The organism is Xanthomonas sp. NCPPB 3569 (genome assembly GCF_041475645.2).
GTDB lineage: Bacteria > Pseudomonadota > Gammaproteobacteria > Xanthomonadales > Xanthomonadaceae > Xanthomonas > Xanthomonas phaseoli.
This window is the reverse complement of record NZ_CM192969.1, coordinates 2,997,989-3,017,409: the sequence shown is the minus strand read 5'-3', so window position 1 is coordinate 3,017,409 and position 19,421 is coordinate 2,997,989. Positions and strand designations below refer to the sequence as shown.

The window sequence follows — 19,421 nt, the reverse complement described above, 5'->3', positions numbered from 1 at the left end:
GGATGATCGTGTCGGTATGTCGCTGCTTGGGCAATCCAGGCATGCCCGAAAGCAGGCGCAAGCACGCGATTTTCCGCATGCGCCCCGACTAAATTCGTCAAGACGGCGCAGTGCCGTTGTCGCAAGATTTTTTTAACGTAACGCGTGTGTCACAACGTGTGCTCTCAGGGGAGAGCGGTGCCGTAGCAGGTGCCGTCCTTGCATGCGTAGAGACCTGCCGCTGAGACGGCAGGCCGGTGCAGTTTCTGTCGTGATCGATCCCTCCATCTGTGCGCTGTGCCGGTGCGGCTTGGCCGTGCGCGGTCGTGCAGGAAGGTGGCCCGTACCCTGCGTCAGCACGAGGATTTCCGATGTCGTCCAGCCGCACTGCTGTTGCTCCCCAACGACGCGTCTTGCAGACCACCAGGCTCGTCAACGCTGTGTTGTTTGCACTGGCGGTCGCCGCCGTGCCGGCCGCCGCGCAACAGCGTGGCGATGGCGCAGACGATGCCACCCAGACCTTGGATCAGATCAACGTCACCGGCACCCATCTGCGCCGCGTCGACGCCGAAACCGCCAGCCCGGTCGTAGTGATCGACCGGCAGCGTATCGAAGACAGCGGGCAGAGCACGCTGGGGCAGCTGCTGCAACGCTTGCCGATGATGGCCGGCTTCCAGACCGGGCCCGCGCTCAATTCCAACTTCAGTCACGGCCGCGCGCTGGTGTCGCTACGCAATCTCGGGCCCGAGCGCACCTTGGTGTTGGTCAACGGCCATCGCATGGCAGGGCCTGCCAGCAGCGTGGCGTCGGCGCCCGGCGTGGACGTCAATGCAATCCCCGCAGCGATGGTGGAGCGCGTGGAAGTGCTCACCGACGGTGCGTCGTCGGTATACGGCTCCGATGCGATCGGCGGGGTGGTCAACGTCATCCTCAAGGACAAATACGACGGATTCGCTGCCACCGCGGACTACGCGCAGAGCACCCATGGCGATGCCAATCGACGCACGCACGGGCTGGAATGGGGCAAGACCTGGGACCGCGGTAGGCTGATCGTAGGGCTCAGCCGAAACTCGATGAACCCGGTGTTCAATCGCGACCGCAGTTATGCGGCAAAGCAGGTGGAATATCTCGATGGGCAGGTCAGCGAGGTTCGCGGAGCCAACACCCGCGCCTTCCTGACCGACGGGCGCGTGCTGACGCCGGTGGATGGCGTCGCGCCGGGGCCGGTCGGCGAAGAGGCGTTTCGCCCCTACAATCGCGCCACCGACAGCTACAACGTCTACGACGCGCAGTACCTGATCACCCCGATCAAACGCACCAATGCCTCGCTGCACGGCAGTTTCGACTTCAACCCCAGCGTGCAGGGCTACATGGACGTGTTCTTGACGCGCAGCAAGACGGTCTCGCGCTTGGATGCCTACGGGCTGGAAATGCCGGACGCGGTAGACAACTACTACAACCCGTTCGGCGATCAACTGGACGCCTACTATCTGCGCTCTCCGCAGGCCAATACGCGCGTCTACACCTCCACCATGTTCCAGACCAATATCGTGGCTGGCTTGCGCGGGCGCGTGGATGGCACCAGTTGGCAGTGGGATGCGGCGGCCGGCCATGCACGCTACAAGGACACCTTGGTGCGCACCGGTTTTTCGATCACCTCGGCGTTGAACAACGCAGTCGGTGCTTCGTTCCTGGACAGCGACGGAGGAGTGAAGTGCGGCGCGCCGGACGCAGTGATCGCCGGTTGCACGCCGATCAATGTCTTCAACCCCAACGACCCGGCCACCATCGCCGCATTGCGTGGCACGCAGCGGCCGGTGGACCTGATTGACAAAAGCCAGATGCGCTTTGTCGATATCAGCGCCAATGGCGATCTGTTCAAGCTGCCGGCCGGAATGGTGCAGGCGGCCATCGGCCTGGTGTATCGCACCAACACGTTCGCGCAGGGCACGACGAGCGAGGTGGCCGCTGCCGATGCCGATGGCAATTGCGACTACAACGATGGCTGCATCCTCAAGCAGGGGCGCGATGAGTCGGTCAGGGAAGCCTATGCGGAATTGCTGCTGCCACTGTTGAAGGATGTGCCGTTCGCCCATGTGTTGAACCTGAATCTGGGCTCGCGCTATTCCAACTACGACGCCTGGGGCAGCACCACCAACAGCAAGCTTGCGATCGAGTGGCGGCCAATTGCGAATCTGCTGGTCCGCGCCACCGGCTCGCAGGTGTTCCGGGCGCCGGCATTGGGCGATTTGTATGGCTCGCCCTACAACAGCGTGGTCGACAACACCGGCGATTTCGAGGACCCGTGCACAGGCTTGACCGGCGCGCCGAATCCGGCCTGCGCGAACGTGCCCAACGATGGCAGCTTCACCAACACTGCGCAGTTCAACGTGGTGACCTCCGGCGCCAATAACGTGGGCTTCAAGCTCAAGCCCGAGCGTGGCCGCTCCTACAATGTGGGCGTGGTCTACGCCCCGGATCGGTTGCGCGGGCTGTCGCTCAACGTGGACAGCTGGCGAGTCGTGCTGGACGACATGCTGAGCGGTGTCGGCTATCAGCAGGTGGTCAGCGATTGCTTCGACGGCAGCGAAGCCGCCTTCTGTCCGCTGATTCAACGCGATGCCACCGGACAGCTGACGCGGGTGTCGGTGCCGTTCGCGTACAACAGCGGCAAGGTCGATATTCGCGGCTACGATGCCGGCATTCACTACACGCTGGCCGATACTGCCTGGGGCACGTTTGCGCTGGGGCTGGATGCGACGTTCTTCTCCAGCTATCGCTTTGCGGGCGATTCGCATAATTACGTTGGCGAAAATTCCAGCTGGGGCAACATGCCGCGCTGGCGCGCCGTGGCCAATCTGGCCTGGGACAAGGGCCCGTGGCATGCGAGCTGGAACGCCCGTTACCTGGGCCGCACGGTCAACGGTAGCCAGTACGAAAATTTCTGCGTCGACACCAATGCCGATGGTAGCTGCGCCTACTTCCCAATCGGCTCGGTGGTGTATCACGACGCCTCGCTGAGCCGGAAGATCGCATCGCTGCATAGCACGCTGGCGGTGGGCATCGACAACCTGGGCGACCGCAAGCCGCCACGGTTCTATAGCTACTCCAATGCGGCCAATACCGAAGCGAGCACCTACGACACGCTCGGGCGGTATGTCTGGAGCCGGCTGCGCGTGGAGTTTTAGGGCGGCTAACAAGGCAGCAAACAGATGTCAGGCAACGTAGACGGCGCACCGCCCTTGGAACGCAGTGGACGCGCGGTACATGCCGCACCGAGCAATGGCGCGCCAAGTTGGCGCAAGGCTGGGGTTGCCCTGCATGGCCTGCGTCAGCCGGTGGGTGCGCGGCCGGCGGTTCGCGTCATCTGTCGCCACGATCGCTACGCGTGGCGGCAGACGACGCACAGCAAGGTTCGCATTGCATCGCTGCACTTCGTGTTGACGCAGGTGTTGCCGGCGCAAACAACTATAGTGAGGCGGCTGCGTTACATCGCTTGCGATGCAATAGGGAGTATCGCCGCTGTTTATTGTCCGATGCGCACCAGCCGCCGCATCGATCGCGCTGCCTTGCACGCTAATGAGATGGATGCATGAGGAATTTACGCTGGAAGTTGTTCCTGGCGCGGCACCGGCGCTGGTTGCGTTTGACCCGGCGCTGCTGCGCTGTTGTGGACATGCGTCATGCTGGGCTGGCCGCTTGCAGTCGCCCAGGAAGCGCCGATCGCCCAGCCCAACGCGATGATCGGCGAGCCGCTGTTCCACGGGCTGGACCACCCGATGCCCGACAGCGCGGTGCCGTTTGCGCCCGGCGGACAACTGGCACGGATCTACGCGGCCGATGTCGCGCATGGGGCAGGGCAGGTGCCGGGCAACGATTTCTGGATCGACCGCATGCTGGTGCGCGAGGGAACCGGCGGCGGTTTCGACGATCGCAACGACTGGCTGTTTACCCGCGGCCGTGCCGCGTATCTGACCTATCACGCGCCCGATGCGCCGGGATTCGTTGGGCAGGTGGCGTATTGGCATGCCACCGACTACGACGCGCTGTTCCACATCCACTCCACGCTGGGCAAGCGTCGTATCCACTGGAAGGAGGTGTCGCAGCAGCGGCGTCAGACGCCGAGCTATTTCACCACAGTGTTCGAAGATGCCGACGCGGGCGTGCGCATGCGCTTGGTCAAGTACATCACCGAGCAGAACGTGGCGGTCGCCAGCGTCGTGCTGTCCAGTCTGGATGGCGCAGCGCACACGCTATCGCTGCAAGCGGTGTCGCCGATCGCCCAGCATGCCGACGGCAACGAGTTGACCGGTGCATTCGACGCCTACAACCACATCACGACGGTCTTCCCCCGTCTGTCCGGCGATGGCTTCCGCGTCGAGGGGCAGCAGCTGGTGCGCGATGTGGAGATTCCTGCCAGTGGCGAAACGGCGGCAATCAAGCTGCAGCTCGGCATGCTTACCCGCGAATTGCCCGAAGCCCGCGCCGAGTACACGCGGATTGCCGCGCAGACGCCGCAGCAGGCCTACCAGCAGCACGTGGCCAGCTATAACCGCTGGTGGGTGGACAATCTGCCGTACCTGGATACGCCCGACGAGAACATCAGTAAGAGCCTGTTCTATCGCTGGTGGGTGCTGCGCTTCAACTTCCTCGATGCCAACGTCCCCGGCAACGACTACCAGTTCCCGGTCGCCATCGAGGGTGTGCTTGGCTACGACAATGCCATCGTGCTGACCGCCGGGATGTTCCTGGACGATCTGAAATACCTGCGCAATCCGCTGTACGCCTATGGCACCTGGCTCAGCGCGGGCGAGACCGCGGGCGGTGGCAAGTACACCGACAACCCCGGCTCGCCGGAGAACTGGTCCAACTCCTATGCGCAATACATCACGGCCGCGGCATGGCGGTCGATGCAGATCCATGGTGGGCCAGCGGCGCTGGCGGGCAAGCTGGCACGCTATGGCAGCGGTGACGTGGACGGCGTACTGGCGGCCTACGATCTCAATCACAACGGTTTGATCGAATACGACTGGGCGGCGATGACCGGCAACGACGCCGACGCGGTGTCGTTCGACTGGGCCGACCAGCACGGCCAGATCCGCATGGACCGCACCGAGAGCGCCTACGTCTACGCCAATGCGCAGGCGGCGGCGCAGGCAGCGATGCTCGCGGGCGACACCGCTACCGCGCAGCGCATGCAGGCCACCGCGCGCCGTATCCGCAAGGCTGTGCTGGACGTGCTGTGGCAGGACCACAGCGACGCGCCCGACTCAGTTGGCCTGTATGGCGATCTGCTCAAGCATCGCCAGGCCGACGGGCCGCGGCTGGCGGTCGACTGGAAGGAAACCAACAACTACTACCCGTTCAGCGTGGGCTTGATGCCCAAGCAGGGCGATTCCGACTACGCCCCCAAGTATGTGCGCGCCTTGCGGCTGTTCGCCGACGCAGCGCAATACCCGCTGTTCCCGTTCTATACCGCCAACCAGGTGGACATGCAGGCGCGCGGCAGCGGCACCGATGTGGGCAGCAACAACTTTTCCACCATCAATGCGACGGTGGCATTCCGTCTATTCGGCTCGGCCCTGCGCGATTACCCCAGCCCGTATCTGAACGCGCAGAGCTACCGCAAGCTGCTGTACTGGAATGCCTGGGCGCCCTTTATCAATGGCGACAATCGCTACCCCGACCAGAACGAATTCTGGGCCAAGGGCAGTGCCAAGAACGGCGGCAAGATCGGTTATCGCTCCTGGATCCACCATACCCAGCTGGGGGCGACCAACTTCAGCATGATCGAGGATGCGATGGGCTTTCGCCCGCGCAGCGACGGCAAGATCGAGTTGTATCCGATCGATATCGGCTGGGACCATTTCGCCGCCGACAATCTGCGCTATCGCGACCGCAATCTGAGCATCGTCTGGGATCGTGATGGCAGCCATTACGGTGGCCGGCTGCCGAAGGGCTATAGCGTCTATCTGGATGGCCGCCTGGCGTTCCGTGTGGACCGGTTGGCGCATGTGGTGTACGACCCGGCCAGCGGCCAGGTCAGTGCCGCGCCGGACGCGGTCAACCGCAATGGCACCGCGCAGGTGCTGGAAGCGCATCCCGCGCCGCTGGCGTCGATGACGCAGGTGCCGTTCGCGGCCGGCTCGCGGATCGCGCAGATCCTGGCCAAGGCCGGTGTGGATGTGACGCTGCCGCCCGCGCACAGTCGCGATCTTGCCGAGGGTGCCCGTGTCAGCGCCAGTTTCGCTGCCGCAGGTTTGCCGGCGACGGCGGCGGTAGACGGCAGTACTGCCAGTACGCCGTTCTGGGGTACCGCCGGCTCGCCGTCGGCCAGCGACTGGATCGCGCTGGACCTGGGCAGCCTGCAAACCGTGGATCAGGTCGTGCTGTACTTCTATCGCAGCTCGTCGCCGGGCGGCGATCAGAACGGCTTTCCCTCCGGAACGCTGCCTGGCTACGCGGCACCGTGGATCTACACCGTGCAATATCAGGACGGCAGCGGTGGATGGAAGAACGTTCCCGGCCAGGTCCGCGATGCCACGCTGGCGGAGGGCAATCGCAATCGGGTGCGCTTTCCGGCCATCCGCACTGCCGCGCTGCGCGTGGTGGTGACGCACGCTGGCACGGCGCGCACCGGCATCAAGGAAATCCAGCTGTTCGATAGCGGCTTGCCGGCGCCGGCATTTGCGGGCAACACGCCGCCGCAGGTGCAGGCATGGCAGCTGGACACGCCGGGCGCCGATGGCGCGGTGGCGGTGCAAGGCCGCGTTGGTGATGACGGCTTGCCCACTGGCACGCTGCAGGTGCGCTGGCGCGTGCAGCAGGCCCCGGAAGGTGGCGATGCGGTGTTTGCCGATGCCGCCGCGCTACAGACTTCGGTACGTTTCACCCGTGCCGGGCAATACATCTTGCGATTGGTCGCCAACGATGGGGCGCTGATGGGGCATGCCGATGTGCAGGTCAGCGCCGCCGCCTCGCGCCCGCTGCAGAGCATCCCGTTGCAGGCCGTGGCCGCTGTCAGTGCGCAACTCACCGGCATGCAATACCGCGTGCAGGCCTTGAACGATGGCTTCATCCCGCAGCCGGGCAGCTTTCCCAGTGGTAGCCTGCGCTGGGGCAGCTATGGGCTCGACCAGCCAGCGACAGTGTGGTTGCAGTATCAATGGCCACGTCCGGTGCGCTTGTCGTCGAGCACGCTCTATCTGTGGAACGACCAGCCCAATGGCGGGGTGGCAGCGCCTGCTGGCTGGAAGTTGCAGATGCTGCAGGACGGACGTTGGCAGGACATCGTCAGCAAGAGCGGCTACCCGATTGCCGCGGGGGCGACAGGTGCGGCGAGCACCGCCAGCTTTGTGCCGGTCGTAACCACCAGGCTGCGCGTGGTGTTGACGACGCAGACCAAGGGCGACGGACATGCCGCCATCGGTGTGGACGAATGGCAGGCGCTGTCTGATCTGCCCAAACAGTTGGAGACGATCGATCTGCGGACTGCTCCCGGGCAACTGCCGACGCTGCCACAGGAGATCACCGCGTTCTTTGCCGATGGCAGTGTGCTGCCGGTGGCGGTGCAGTGGTCAGAGCTGGCCGCCAGCCGCCTGGGCCACGAAGGTACGGTGGAACTGCAGGGCTTGGTGGAAGGCGCGATTCCCGTCAGGGCCACCATCTGGGTACGCGCGACGCCGCCGGCTCAGATCAACACCGTGCAGCCGTTGCCGACGGTGAGCGCGGTGGTTGGGCATGCACCGACGCTACCGGGCTTTGTGACGGTGCAATACAACGACGGCTCGCGCGAACGCTTGCCGGTGCAATGGCCAACCTTGCAAGCGGAGCGTTACGCACAGCCTGGCGAACTCCAGCTCACCGGCACCGCGCAAGGGCGTGCACCCACCGGACACGTGTCGGTGACGCTGCTGGTGCAGATCAAGGCGGCTGCGCCATGATGCGCACGTTTTTACGGTTGCTGGTGGTGACGTGCGGGTTGTTGCTGGCCAGCGCTCCGGCCTGTGCCTTACAGCCGCCGCAGGCAACGCGGCTGCATGCACCCGGCAATCCCATCCTCGCCGACGGCAGCACATATTCCGCCGACCCTGCGCCGCTGGTGGCCGATGGCAAGCTGTACATCATTGCCGGCCGCGACACCGCGGCTCCCAATCTCAATGCGTTCGTCATGCCTGGCTGGCAACTGTTCGTCAGCAGCGATCCGGCCAGCGGCGACTGGACCCACTACCGCGATCTATTGCGGCCGCAGCAGGTCTTTGCCTGGGCAGACAAGCGTCATGCCTACGCGGCGCAGATCGTGCAGGGCCCGGATGGGCGCTATTACCTGTATGCGCCGGTGCAGCAGCGCGATTCGCCCAATGCCGACCCATTCGCGATCGGCGTGGCGGTGGCCGATAGTCCGCTCGGCCCTTGGACCGACGCGCATCCGCAGGGTCCGGTGGTCTCGCAGTCGGTGCCGGGCCACAACGACATCCAGAACATCGACCCGACCGTGCTGGTCGACGACGACGGACGGGCGTATCTGTATTGGGGCACCTTCGGTGCGTTGTACGGCGTGGAGCTGCAGCGCGACATGATCAGCTTCAAGGGCACGCCGATCCGCGTGGACACGCTGGACGGTTATTTCGAGGCGCCCTGGCTGTTCAAGCGCAACGGCACCTATTATCTGGCCTACTCGGCCAACAACGCCGGGCGTCTTTCGCCATGCACGCCCACGCTGTATCACGCCTGCATTGCCTATGCGAGCGCGCCAACCCCGCTGGGTCCGTGGACATATCGCGGCATCGTGCTGCGGCCGGTGTCCTCGACCACCTCGCATCCGGGCATCGTCGAATTTCAGCGGCAGTGGTATCTGGTGTATCACACCGCCGATGCGCACGGCGGGCATTTCCGCCGCAGCGTGGCGATCGACCGGCTGGAATGGGACGACAGCACCCAGCCGGCCAGCATCCGCACCGTGGTGCCGACGCGGCGTCCAACGCCACCTGCGCCGCCCACGCGCAATCAAGCGCCGTCGGCCTATGCAACTGCATCCAATGGCCCGGATATCCCGGTGCAGTACTGGATCGCCGCGCTCAACGACGGCATCGTCAAGGCCAATCCCTTGCCGCCGGAGATGTGGGGCAGCTGGACGGACCACAACCCATCGCAGCAGTGGATCCAATACAGCTGGGCGCAACCGATCACCGTGGATCGCACGCGCATCGTGTTCTGGGCCGACCACCCGGCCGGTGCCGACGTCGGCGTGGCACCGCCGGCGCGTTGGCATCTGGAATACCGGAGCGCGGGGCGATGGCAGCCCGTGCAGCCGCGCGATGGGTATGGCAAGCGTCCCGATCACGATGAAGCGGTGTCGTTCGCGCCGGTGACGACGCGCTGCGTGCGCGTGGTCATGGACGCCTCCGGCAACCCGGCCAGCTACGCCGCGCTGGCAGTGCAGGAATGGGAAGTGCTGGCGCCACAGCCACAACGGCTGCCATCTGCCACAGCCGCCGACAGCACGCATTGCGATGCGCCGTGAAGCAACTGACAAGGCACCGCGTGCGGCAGCCGAACGATGGCTGAGGGTGCGCGAGCAGTGCAGTGCACTGGCGGGGTACAACGAACTGGCTTGCGCGCACTGGCCGCGCATGCCTTGCGAACGTGTCCCAAGTGGTTCAGGCGCGCTGACGTGCGTTGCTCCACATTGCAAGCAGTTGTGTCGCCCCGCGCAGCCGTCGCGTCTGCTCTCCTGGCCGGCCTGTCGCAGCGTCCTTGGCGTATGCCTGCCGCAGCGGTTGCGGCCAGCGGCTCGGCCATCGTCCATCAACGCCGCACTGTCTTTCCAACGCTTCGATGAGGTCGCAGGTGCCACAGATCCCCGTCATGCGCTTTCGCACCATCGCCACCTGGTGCGTGTCGCTCGCCCTCGCGCACATCGTGTCGGCGACTGCGGCACCACTCGCCGCCCCCACGCCAGCGCAGTACACGCAAGCGATGGGCTTGTCCGATCGCTATGCCTCGCTGGTGGACCGGCAGCCTACGGCGCCGGTGTGGGTGGATGCCGGGCATTTTCTGTATCGGCGTGGGGTGGCACGCAGCAACCAGTTGCCGGCCATCGAATACCGCCTGGTAGAGGCGGCCAGTGGCCGCAACACACTGGCCTTCGATCACGCGCGACTGGCCGCCGCGTTGACGCAGGCTGGTGCCAAGGCAGTCGACGCAGCGCGACTGCAGCTCGAGGAGCCCACCCTGGAACAGCAGCGCCTGAGCTTCCAGCTGGCGAAACTGGGCTGGCAATGCGATCTGCGGCGCTATCGCTGCGCACATCTGCCCGAACGCGACCTGCCAGCCGAATCGATGGACATGCGCCTGCCGCACAAACAGGGCGAGCAGCAGGCCAAGCAATCGCCGGATGGCCGCTGGCGCGCCTGGGTGGAGCAGGGCAACCTGGTCATCGCACCGGTCGGCAGTCACGAACGCAGCGTGCTCAGCCAAGATGGCAGTGCGCAGGACTACTACGCACTCGACAGCGTGGTGTGGTCGCCGGATTCGCAGCATCTGGCGGCGTATCGGGTCAAGGCACCGCCGCCGCGGATGGTCTATTACATCGAGTCGGCGCCCGCTGATCAGCTGCAGCCGAAGTTGCATCAGCAGGTCTACCCCAAGCCGGGCGATGCATTGCCGGTGATGCAACCGGTGCTGTTCGACATCGCCACGCACGCAGCGCATCCGGTGGCGATGACCTTGCTGCCCAATGCCTTCACCTTGAGCGAGATGGTCTGGTGGAACGACAGCCGCGGCTTCACCTTCGAATACAACGCGCGCGGGCACCAGCTGTATCGGGTGATCGAGGTGGACGCACGCACCGCCACCGCGCGCACGCTCATCGAAGAGACATCGCCCACCTTCATCGAATACTCCGAGCTCAGTGGCGAGCATGAAGACGGCGGCAAGCACGCGCGCCAGGATCTGGACGATGGCGGGCAAATCGTGTGGGCCTCCGAGCGCGATGGCTGGGAGCATCTGTATCTGTACGATGGCCACCGCGGCGAGGTGATCCGCCAGATCACCCGTGGCGACTGGGCAGTGCGCAAGCTCGATCGCATCGACGAAGCCGCAGGGCAGGTGTATTTCACCGCCTCGGGCATGCAGCCCGGCGAGGACCCGTACTATCGCCATGCCTATCGCGTCGGCCTGGATGGCCGCGGGCTCACCGCATTGACCCCGCTGGCTGCCGATCATGAGGTGCGCTATTCGCCTGATGGAACGTGGCTACTGGATCTGTATTCGCGCGTGGATCTGGGCCCGGTGCTGGAACTGCGGCGCAGCGCAGATGGCGGGCTGGCACGCACGGTGGAGCGCACCGACCTGAGCCGCCTGCTGGCGGCTGGATGGCAGGCGCCGCTGCCGTTCCACACCACCGGGCGCGATGGCAAGACCGAGATCTGGGGCGTCATCCATCGCCCGCAGCAGCTCGATCCGCAGCGGCGCTACCGGGTCGTCGAAGACATCTATGCCGGCCCGCAGGGCTCGTTCGTCCCCAAGCGCTTTAGCACCGCCACACCGTCGCTCACCGGGATGGGGTTTGCGGTGGCGCAAATCGATGGCATGGGCACCAACAACCGCTCGCGCGCCTTCCACGATGTGGCCTGGCGCAACCTCAAGGACGCCGGCTTGCCGGATCGTATCGCCTGGCACAAGGCCGCCGCGGCGCAGTACCCGTGGTACGACATCGGCGGCGGTGTCGGCGTGTACGGCACCTCCGCCGGCGGGCAGAACGCGTTGGGCGCGCTGTTGTTTCATCCGGAGTTCTATGTGACGGGTGTGGCCAATTCCGGGTGTCACGACAACCGCATGGACAAGATCTGGTGGAACGAACAGTGGATGGGCTGGCCGGTCGGGCCGTGGTACGCCGCCTCGTCGAACGTGGAGAACGCCGCGCGCCTGCAGGGGCATCTGTTGCTGGTCACCGGCGACATGGATATGAATGTCGACCCGGCCAGTACCTTCCAGGTGGCCGATCGCCTGATCAAGGCCGGCAAGGACTTCGATCTGCTGGTCGTGCCGGGCGGCGACCACGGTGCCGGTGGCGACTACGGCAGGCGCCGTCTGCTGGATTTCTTCCTGCGCTGGATGCAGCAGGCACCCACCCCGGAGTGGAATCGCAATGCAGCAGCGCCAGCCGCACCGGCGCCGTGATGCGCGTACGCTGCCGTTCGCGTGCGTCGATTTGACGTGCGCGGCACACCCAGCCCGATGCCCCGGTCCGCGCACCGATCCTGGTCAGCTTGATCTGCACTCCAATCGCCGCAAGCAGTGCGCAAGCGTGCGGGCTCGAGCGCGCTCGTGCCGCCACGCATGATCGTTCAGTTGCGAACCATGCTGTTTTCCGCATGCGCGTTCGCCAAATGCGACAAGACGTAGCGTCCGCGCACAGGCACATTGTGACCAGCTGATGAAAACTGGAGCGCAAACGCGCATCCAGTGTGGAATGCACCACCTTCCTGGCAATACGCGTTGCTGCGCGATTTTCGGGTCGCCTGCGTCGCACGTTGTCTGCGTGTCTGCAACACGACCGTGCCAGCGGTCCGTTGCAGCGTGCGTCTGCCATCTACGTCGCCCTGCGCCGCTGTACGTCGGCACGGGCAGGTATTGCCCACTGTTTGTCTTTCGTCACACTCAGGAGCCTTGCATGCCGATGTTGCCGTTGCCTCTCTCCCGCACGACCAGCGCCACCACGCGGCCGTTGCCGAGCATGCTCACCTCCGCGCTGTTGCTGGCGCTGTCGGCAGGTGCGGTCGCGCCGGTGGCTGCGCAGCAGGCGGCGGGTGGCGATGCGACGCAGACGCTGGACAGCGTGGTCGTCACCGGCTCGCGCCTGCGCCGCGTGGACACCGAAACCGCCAACCCGGTGGTCACCGTCAGCCAGGAGCAGATCGCTGCCACCGGCAAGGCGACCGTGGGCGATTTGCTGCAGGAATTGCCATCCATCGCCGGCAATGCCACCAATCCCTACACCAACAACGGCGGCGGCACCGGCGCCTCGGCGATCTCGCTGCGCGGCCTGGGCGACAAGCGCACGCTGGTGCTGGTCAACGGCATCCGGCTGGCCTACAACGACGTCAACGCCATCCCTTCCAGCATGATCGAACGCATCGAGGTGCTTAGCGATGGCGCGTCTGCGGTGTACGGCTCCGATGCGATTGGTGGCGTGGTCAACTTCATCCTGCGCTCGCGCTTCGACGGCGTGCAGTTCAGCAGCGACTTCGGCACCAGCAGCGAAGGCGATGGCAACCGCCGCAACTTCACCTTGACCGCCGGCAAGACCTGGGAGCGCGGCAGCCTGATCGGCGGCCTGTCGTATCACAACATCGATGCCGTCTCGGCAGCGGCGCGCGACTACTCCAAGGACGCGCTCGCCCTGACCAATGGCCAACCGGTGAAACAGGGCTCCTCCGCCACGCCCACCGGCACAGTGAACTTCAATGACGGGTCGGATCAATCGCAGCTGCTTGCACAGTCCAATGGCTGCGGGCGCGTCACGCTCAACAGCGGTGTTAGTGGGCGTGCCGGTCCTGGCGATTTCCATTGTTATAACGCCGCTGCAGATTCCTACAACTATCAGCCGTTCAACCTGTTGCAGACCCCGCAAAAACGCACCAATGCCTTCCTGCTGGGGACCTACCGCTTCAGCGACAGCGTCGAGGGCTACGTCAATACCTGGTTCAGCAAAACCGAGTCGGCTTCGATCATTGCGCCGATTCCGATCTTTTCCAACGGCGACAACATCCTGGTGTCGGCGCAGAGTTACTACAACCCGTTCGGCGTCAACTTCGGCACCGACCGCACCACCGGCACTTCCTACAACGACCTCAATACGCGCGCCACCGTGTTGGGCAACCGCCGCTACCAGTACAACACCTACAACTTCCAGATCAGCCCGGGTCTGCGCGGCCGTTTCGGCGACAGCTCCTGGCAATGGGATGCCACCTTCAACTACGGCAAGGTCAAGCAGAAGTCGATCAACAACGGCTTTCTCGACTATGCGGCGTTCAATCAAGCCATCGGTCCCTCGTTTCTGGATAGCGATGGCACGGTCAAGTGCGGCAGTGCGGGCGCAGCGATTGCCGGCTGTACGCCGTTGAATTTCTTCAACCTCAACGACAGCGCCAATCTGGCCACGTTGCAGGGCATGGTGGTCAACCCCATCGTCACCAGCGTGTACACGGTCAAGCAATTCGAGGCCAATGCCAACGGCACGCTCTTTGCGTTGCCGGCCGGCGAGGCCAGCCTGGCAGCGGGCATTTCGTACCGCAAGGAACGCTCCACCACCGCCTCGGATCCGTTATGGACCGGCGATGAAAACGGCCTGTGCGGGGTCATCGAATTCTGCTCGTCCAGCTTGAGCGGCAGTTTCGATGTCAAGGAGGCCTATGCCGAAGCGCTGTTCCCGCTGCTCAAGGATCTGCCCGGCATCAATGCGCTGAACATCACCGTGGGCACGCGTTTTTCCGACTACAGCTCGGTGGGCAGCAAGACCAATAGCAAGCTCTCGCTGGAATACCGCCCCATCGAAAACCTGCTGCTGCGCGGCACCGTTTCTCAGGTGTTTCGCGCACCCAACATCAACGAGTTGTATGCCGGCGTAGCCGGCGATGCGGCCACCGTCAACGACCCGTGCAATGGCTATACCGGCGGCAATACGGTGGCCTGCGCCAATGTGCCCACTGACGGCAGCTACCAGCAATCAGACGGGCAGGTGTCGGGCAAGGTCTCCGGCGCGGCAGTGGCGGGCTACCAGCTCAAGCCGGAAACCGGTAAGTCCTACGACGTCGGATTCGTGTACGACCCGCAATGGATCGAGGGCTTGTCGCTGAGCGCGGACTGGTGGCGCATCGACCTGGAAGACACCATCACCACGGTGTCGGCGCAGACTGTGCTCAATCAATGCTTCGCCAATTCCGCCAGCGCGTTCTGCGCGCTCATCCATCGCAACGGCAATGGCACCATCAATTACATCGCCGAGCCCACCGTCAACCTGGGCAAGCTGTGGGCCAAGGGCATGGACTTCAACCTGACCTACCGCTTGCCTGCAATGACGTGGGGTAATGTCACCGCCGGCCTCAACGGCACCTATCTCACCCGTTACGACGTGCTGCCCGACACCACCGATCCCAGCTCGGTCACCATCCACAACGTCGGCCGCTACACCCAGGCCTACGGCAATTTTCCACGCTGGCGCGCACTTGGCACGGTCAACTGGGCGCTGGACGACTGGAGCGCTACCTGGCGCATCCGCTATGTGGGCCACACCGCCATCGGTAATTCGGATCCGGACCAGAGTCTGTCGGCCGATGCCAGCGAACCGACCGTGGTGCGCGATATCGGCGCCTACGTCTACAACAACCTGCAGCTTGGTTATAACGTGGAGCCGTGGCATACGCGCTTCGAAGTCGGCGTAGACAACATCGCCAACAAGCAGCCGCCGTTGTATTACTCCAATAACGTGGGCAATGCGAACACCGATGTGGCCACCTACGATCTGCTTGGGCGTTTTTACTGGGCACGCGCGACGGTGAAGTTTTGAGTGCGCCGTTGTCTCGCTGCGCTGCGTGGCCGGGTGCGATCGCTTGTGCAGATGCCACGTCACCGCAAGCGTTGCCAGGGGAGTTCCGATCGTATTGTTGCGACCACGCGCGCGAGCGTGCGCGCTCTCAGGAGTTAAGCTGATCCCATGACGGAAGCGCACCCGAGCGAATCGACCTGCAACCACACGCCGTTGTTGTCGCGGCGGCGCTTTCTGGCCTGGAGCAGCCTGGCGGTTGCGGCCGGCTTCCTGCGCTTTCCGGCCCAGGCCAGCGCTGCGCAGCCGGGCAGCGTGCGCGCGGTGCCGCTTACGCAGGTCAGGCTTGCGCCGTCGTTGTTCCTGGATGCGCTGCAGACCAACCGGCGCTATCTGATGCGGCTGCAGCCGGACCGGCTGTTGCACAACTTCGTGCTGTATGCCGGCCTCGACCCGAAGGCGCCGGCCTATGGCGGCTGGGAAGCGGACACCATCGCCGGGCATACGCTCGGCCACTATCTCAGTGCGCTGGCACTGATGCACGCACAGACCGGCGACGCGCAATGCCGCACGCGCGCGGCCTATATCGTCAGCGAACTGGCGCGCTGCCAGGCACAGGCGGGCGATGGCTACGTGGCCGGCTTCACGCGCAAGAACGCGGCCGGGCAGATCGAAAGCGGGCGCGCGGTCTTCGACGAACTCAAGCGCGGCAAGATCGACCCGGCGCCGTTCTACCTCAACGGCAGCTGGGCGCCGCTGTACACCTGGCACAAACTGTTCGCCGGTTTGCTCGACGTGCATGCGCATTGCGATGACGCGCAAGCGCTGCAGGTCGCGGTGGATCTGGCCGGGTATCTGCAGGGTATCTTCTCCGCGCTCGACGAGGCGCAATTGCAAAAGGTACTGTCGTGCGAATTCGGCGGCCTCAACGAATCGTTCGTCGAACTGCATGTACGTACGGATGATGCACAATGGCTGGCGCTGGCGCAGCGCCTGCATCACCACGCCGTACTCGACCCGCTGGTCGCACAGCGTGACGAATTGGCGCACCAGCATTCCAATACCAGCATCCCAAAGCTGATCGGTGTGGCCCGCGAGTACGAGGTCACCGGCGATGCCGCATCGGGCGCTGCGGCGCGCTTCTTCTGGCACACCGTTACCGACCACCACACCTATGTAATCGGCGGCAACGGCGACCGCGAATATTTCCAGCAGCCGGACAGCATCTCGAAGTTCCTCACCGAACAGACCTGCGAGCATTGCGCCAGCTACAACATGCTCAAGCTCACCCGGCAACTGTATCAATGGGGACCGCAGGCGGAGTTGTTCGATTACTACGAGCGCACCTTGCTCAATCACGTGATGGCGCAGCAGCACCCACGCACCGGCATGTTTACCTATATGACGCCGCTGCTGGCCGGCGAAGCGCGCGGCTGGTCGTCGCCGTTCGACGATTTCTGGTGTTGCGTCGGCAGCGGCATGGAAGCGCACGCGCAGTTCGGCGATTCGATCTATTGGGAAGACGGGCAGGGCGTCTACGTCAATCTCTATGTGCCCTCCACGGTCCGCGGTGCCGCCGGGCTGGACATGACCTTGCACAGCGGGTTGCCGGAACAGGGCAGCGCCTCGCTGCGCATCGATGCCGCGCCGCCAGAGCAACGCACGCTCGCACTGCGCGTGCCAGGCTGGGCGCAACAGCCGCGGTTGCAACTCAATGGCCAGCTTGTCGATGGCACCGCTAGCGATGGCTATCTGCGCATCACGCGCACGTGGCAGCGCGGCGACACGCTGAGTCTGGCGTTCGACATGCCGCTGCGCCTGGAAGCGACCGCGGACGATCCCGCCTGGGTCTCGGTGCTGCGTGGGCCGCTGGTGCTTGCCGTGGATCTGGGCGATGCCGCCAAGCCATGGTCGGGCAAGACCCCGGCATTGATCGGGGGGCAGGATATCCTGCAACGCCTGCAGCCGATGCCCGGCAAGACAGCCTTCGTCTACAGCGATGGCGCGCAGCAGTGGCAGTTGTCCCCGTTCTACGCCCAGTTCGACCGCCGCAGCGCGGTCTACCTGGAGCACCGCGACGCCGCTGCGTGGCAACAACGCCAGACCGAACGGGCGGCAGCGGCGGCGGCGCAAGAAGCACTCGACACCCGCGCGCTCGATCGCATCGTGCTAGGCGACGATGCCTCGGAAAAGGCACATGCCCTGCACGGGGAAAATTCCAACCCGCTCAGCTACCGCCGCCGCCCCGGCCGCGACGTGCGCACTGGCGGCTTCATGGCCTTCACTCTGCGCAATACCGCCCAAGCCCGCATCCTGCGCCTACGCTACTGGGGCGACGAAACCCGCCGCCGCTTCCGCATCGTCGCCGACGGCGAACTCATCGCCAACGAACGCCTGGACGGCAACCGCGGCCTGGATTTCGTCGATGTGGATTACGCACTCCCAGCAGCAGTCGCCGGCCGCGACAACTTGCAGATCCGCATTGAACCGGAAACCGGTTATTCGGCGGGGCCTGCGTTTGGGTGCTGGGTGCTGGAGTCGGCGTGAATGCTGAAGTCTGCGCGCTGTCGATCTTGCTGCAGCGTGTCTTGTAGAGGGGGGAAGGTCTACTACAGACGGCAAAGTGAAAGCGCACAGTAACCCCGCACGAACTTTCCGGCGCGCAAAACAAAGCCCCTCTCCCTTCGGGAGAGGGGGTGGGGGCGTAAGCTCCCCCGTCAAGCAGACAGTCCAAAAGTAGACCTTCTGGCGTGTTGGTTGCGGTACTCGGTCGGCGTTAGGCCGCCGAGCGCGTCATGGGGCCGCTGTTCGTTGTAATCGATCATCCACCAATGGGTAGCTTCGCGGATATCGTCGAGGCGGGTGAAGAGGTGCTGGTCGAGCACTTCTTCCCGGAAGGTGCGGTTGAAACGTTCGATGAAGGCGTTCTGGTTCGGCTTGCCGGGCTGGATGTACTGGATCGCCACGCCATTGACCTTCAGCCAGCTGGTAAATGCGTCGCCCAGAAACTCTGGTCCGTTGTCGGAACGCACGACCTGCGGCAGGCCATGATCGTGCTTGATCTGCTCGAACACGCGCACCAGACGATGCGAGTTGATCGACGTATCCACCTCGATGTGGAGCACCTCGCGGTTGAAGTCGTCGACCACGTTGAAGGTGCGGAAGCGTCGGCCGCACGCCAGAGCGTCGCTCATGAAGTCGACCGACCAGACGGTATCAGGCAACCTTGGGACATACAGCGCGACACGCTCGCGCTTGGGAAGCCGCCGCTTCGCAGCGCGGCGCAGGTTGAGCCGCATGGCCTTGTACACGCGATAGATTCGCTTCGGGTTCCAGTCAGGTCGCGTCCTGCGCAGTACGTCGCTGCATTTCCAAAAGCCGCGACTGGGGCGGTCTTCGACGACACGTGCGATCGCCGCGATCAACTCGGCATCGCGTACTGTCCAGTCGAGCGGTGGCGCATACCACGCCGCACGTGCAAGCCCGACGCATGCACAGGACCGACGCAGCGGCCGCGCGCGTACCTCGATCAGGTACCGCACGGCCTCGCGCTTGCGCGCCGGCCCTAGAGTTTTTTTGCGATGAGATCCTTCATGGCCGCATTGTCGAGCGCCAACTCGGCGTACATCCGCTTGAGCTTGGCGTTCTCCGACTCAAGCTCCTTGACCCGCCGCAGCTCCGAAGCCTCCAGGCCTCCGTACTTACTCTTCCACTGGTAGTACGTCGCTGTGCTGATACCAACCTGGCGACAGACGTCCTTGACCGGCACGCCGGCGTCGGCCTGCTTGAGCGTCGCGACGATCTGCGTCTCGGTGAACTTTGAGGTGCGCATAGAACCTCCTGGCTGAGGTAACGATGCCAGAAATATCCACTTATGCGGTGTCTGTCAGGCTGG

6 protein-coding genes and 1 pseudogene are annotated in these 19,421 nt (G+C 64.5%); 6 read left to right on the top strand and 1 reads right to left on the bottom strand.

Annotated features, from left to right (window positions below; translation table 11 throughout):
* Positions 1-350 precede the first annotated feature (350 nt).
* The 6 genes and pseudogenes from ACCQ03_RS13165 (at position 351) to ACCQ03_RS13140 (ending at position 18,073) form a co-directional block, all read left to right on the top strand.
* Entirely contained in the window at positions 351-3,167 is a 2,817-nt protein-coding gene (locus ACCQ03_RS13165; protein ID WP_209227234.1) for a TonB-dependent receptor domain-containing protein, read from the top strand.
* Positions 3,168-3,571: 404 nt separating this feature from the next.
* Positions 3,572-7,922 (top strand): annotated as a pseudogene (locus ACCQ03_RS13160) (Ig-like domain-containing protein).
* Positions 7,919-9,502, top strand: coding sequence for a family 43 glycosylhydrolase (locus ACCQ03_RS13155; RefSeq protein ID WP_209227230.1), 1,584 nt, complete (start codon positions 7,919-7,921; stop codon positions 9,500-9,502). Before ACCQ03_RS13160 ends, ACCQ03_RS13155 begins: the two are co-directional and overlap by 4 nt.
* A 314-nt stretch (positions 9,503-9,816) precedes the next feature.
* Positions 9,817-12,162 carry a S9 family peptidase gene (locus ACCQ03_RS13150; RefSeq protein ID WP_209227228.1) on the top strand — a complete coding sequence of 782 codons (2,346 nt, stop codon included), beginning with the start codon at positions 9,817-9,819 and terminating at the stop codon, positions 12,160-12,162.
* Between the two features lie 493 nt (positions 12,163-12,655).
* Positions 12,656-15,550 carry a TonB-dependent receptor domain-containing protein gene (locus tag ACCQ03_RS13145; RefSeq protein ID WP_057678038.1) on the top strand — a complete coding sequence of 965 codons (2,895 nt, stop codon included), beginning with the start codon at positions 12,656-12,658 and terminating at the stop codon, positions 15,548-15,550.
* Between the two features lie 147 nt (positions 15,551-15,697).
* Positions 15,698-18,073, top strand: a complete 2,376-nt coding sequence (locus ACCQ03_RS13140; RefSeq protein ID WP_057678039.1) for a glycoside hydrolase family 127 protein — start codon at positions 15,698-15,700, stop codon at positions 18,071-18,073.
* A gap of 170 nt (positions 18,074-18,243) precedes the next feature.
* Here the strand turns inward: ACCQ03_RS13140 and ACCQ03_RS13135 are convergent.
* Positions 18,244-19,358, bottom strand: a protein-coding gene (locus tag ACCQ03_RS13135; protein WP_412566717.1) for an IS3 family transposase whose coding sequence is annotated in 2 segments (ribosomal slippage) — positions 18,244-19,106 and positions 19,106-19,358 — 1,116 coding nt in all. Because the reading frame shifts where the segments join, the coding sequence is not laid out codon by codon here.
* Between the last annotated feature and the right edge of the window lie 63 nt (positions 19,359-19,421).

What these genes read in the sequence shown, in the direction of transcription:
- ACCQ03_RS13165 (WP_209227234.1), top strand. Translation starts at nt 351, where the DNA reads ATGTCGTCCAGCCGCACTGCTGTTGCTCCCCAACGACGCGTCTTGCAG.
- ACCQ03_RS13155 (WP_209227230.1), top strand. Translation starts at nt 7,919, where the DNA reads ATGATGCGCACGTTTTTACGGTTGCTGGTGGTGACGTGCGGGTTGTTG.
- ACCQ03_RS13150 (WP_209227228.1), top strand. Translation starts at nt 9,817, where the DNA reads ATGAGGTCGCAGGTGCCACAGATCCCCGTCATGCGCTTTCGCACCATC.
- ACCQ03_RS13145 (WP_057678038.1), top strand. Translation starts at nt 12,656, where the DNA reads ATGCCGATGTTGCCGTTGCCTCTCTCCCGCACGACCAGCGCCACCACG.
- ACCQ03_RS13140 (WP_057678039.1), top strand. Translation starts at nt 15,698, where the DNA reads ATGACGGAAGCGCACCCGAGCGAATCGACCTGCAACCACACGCCGTTG.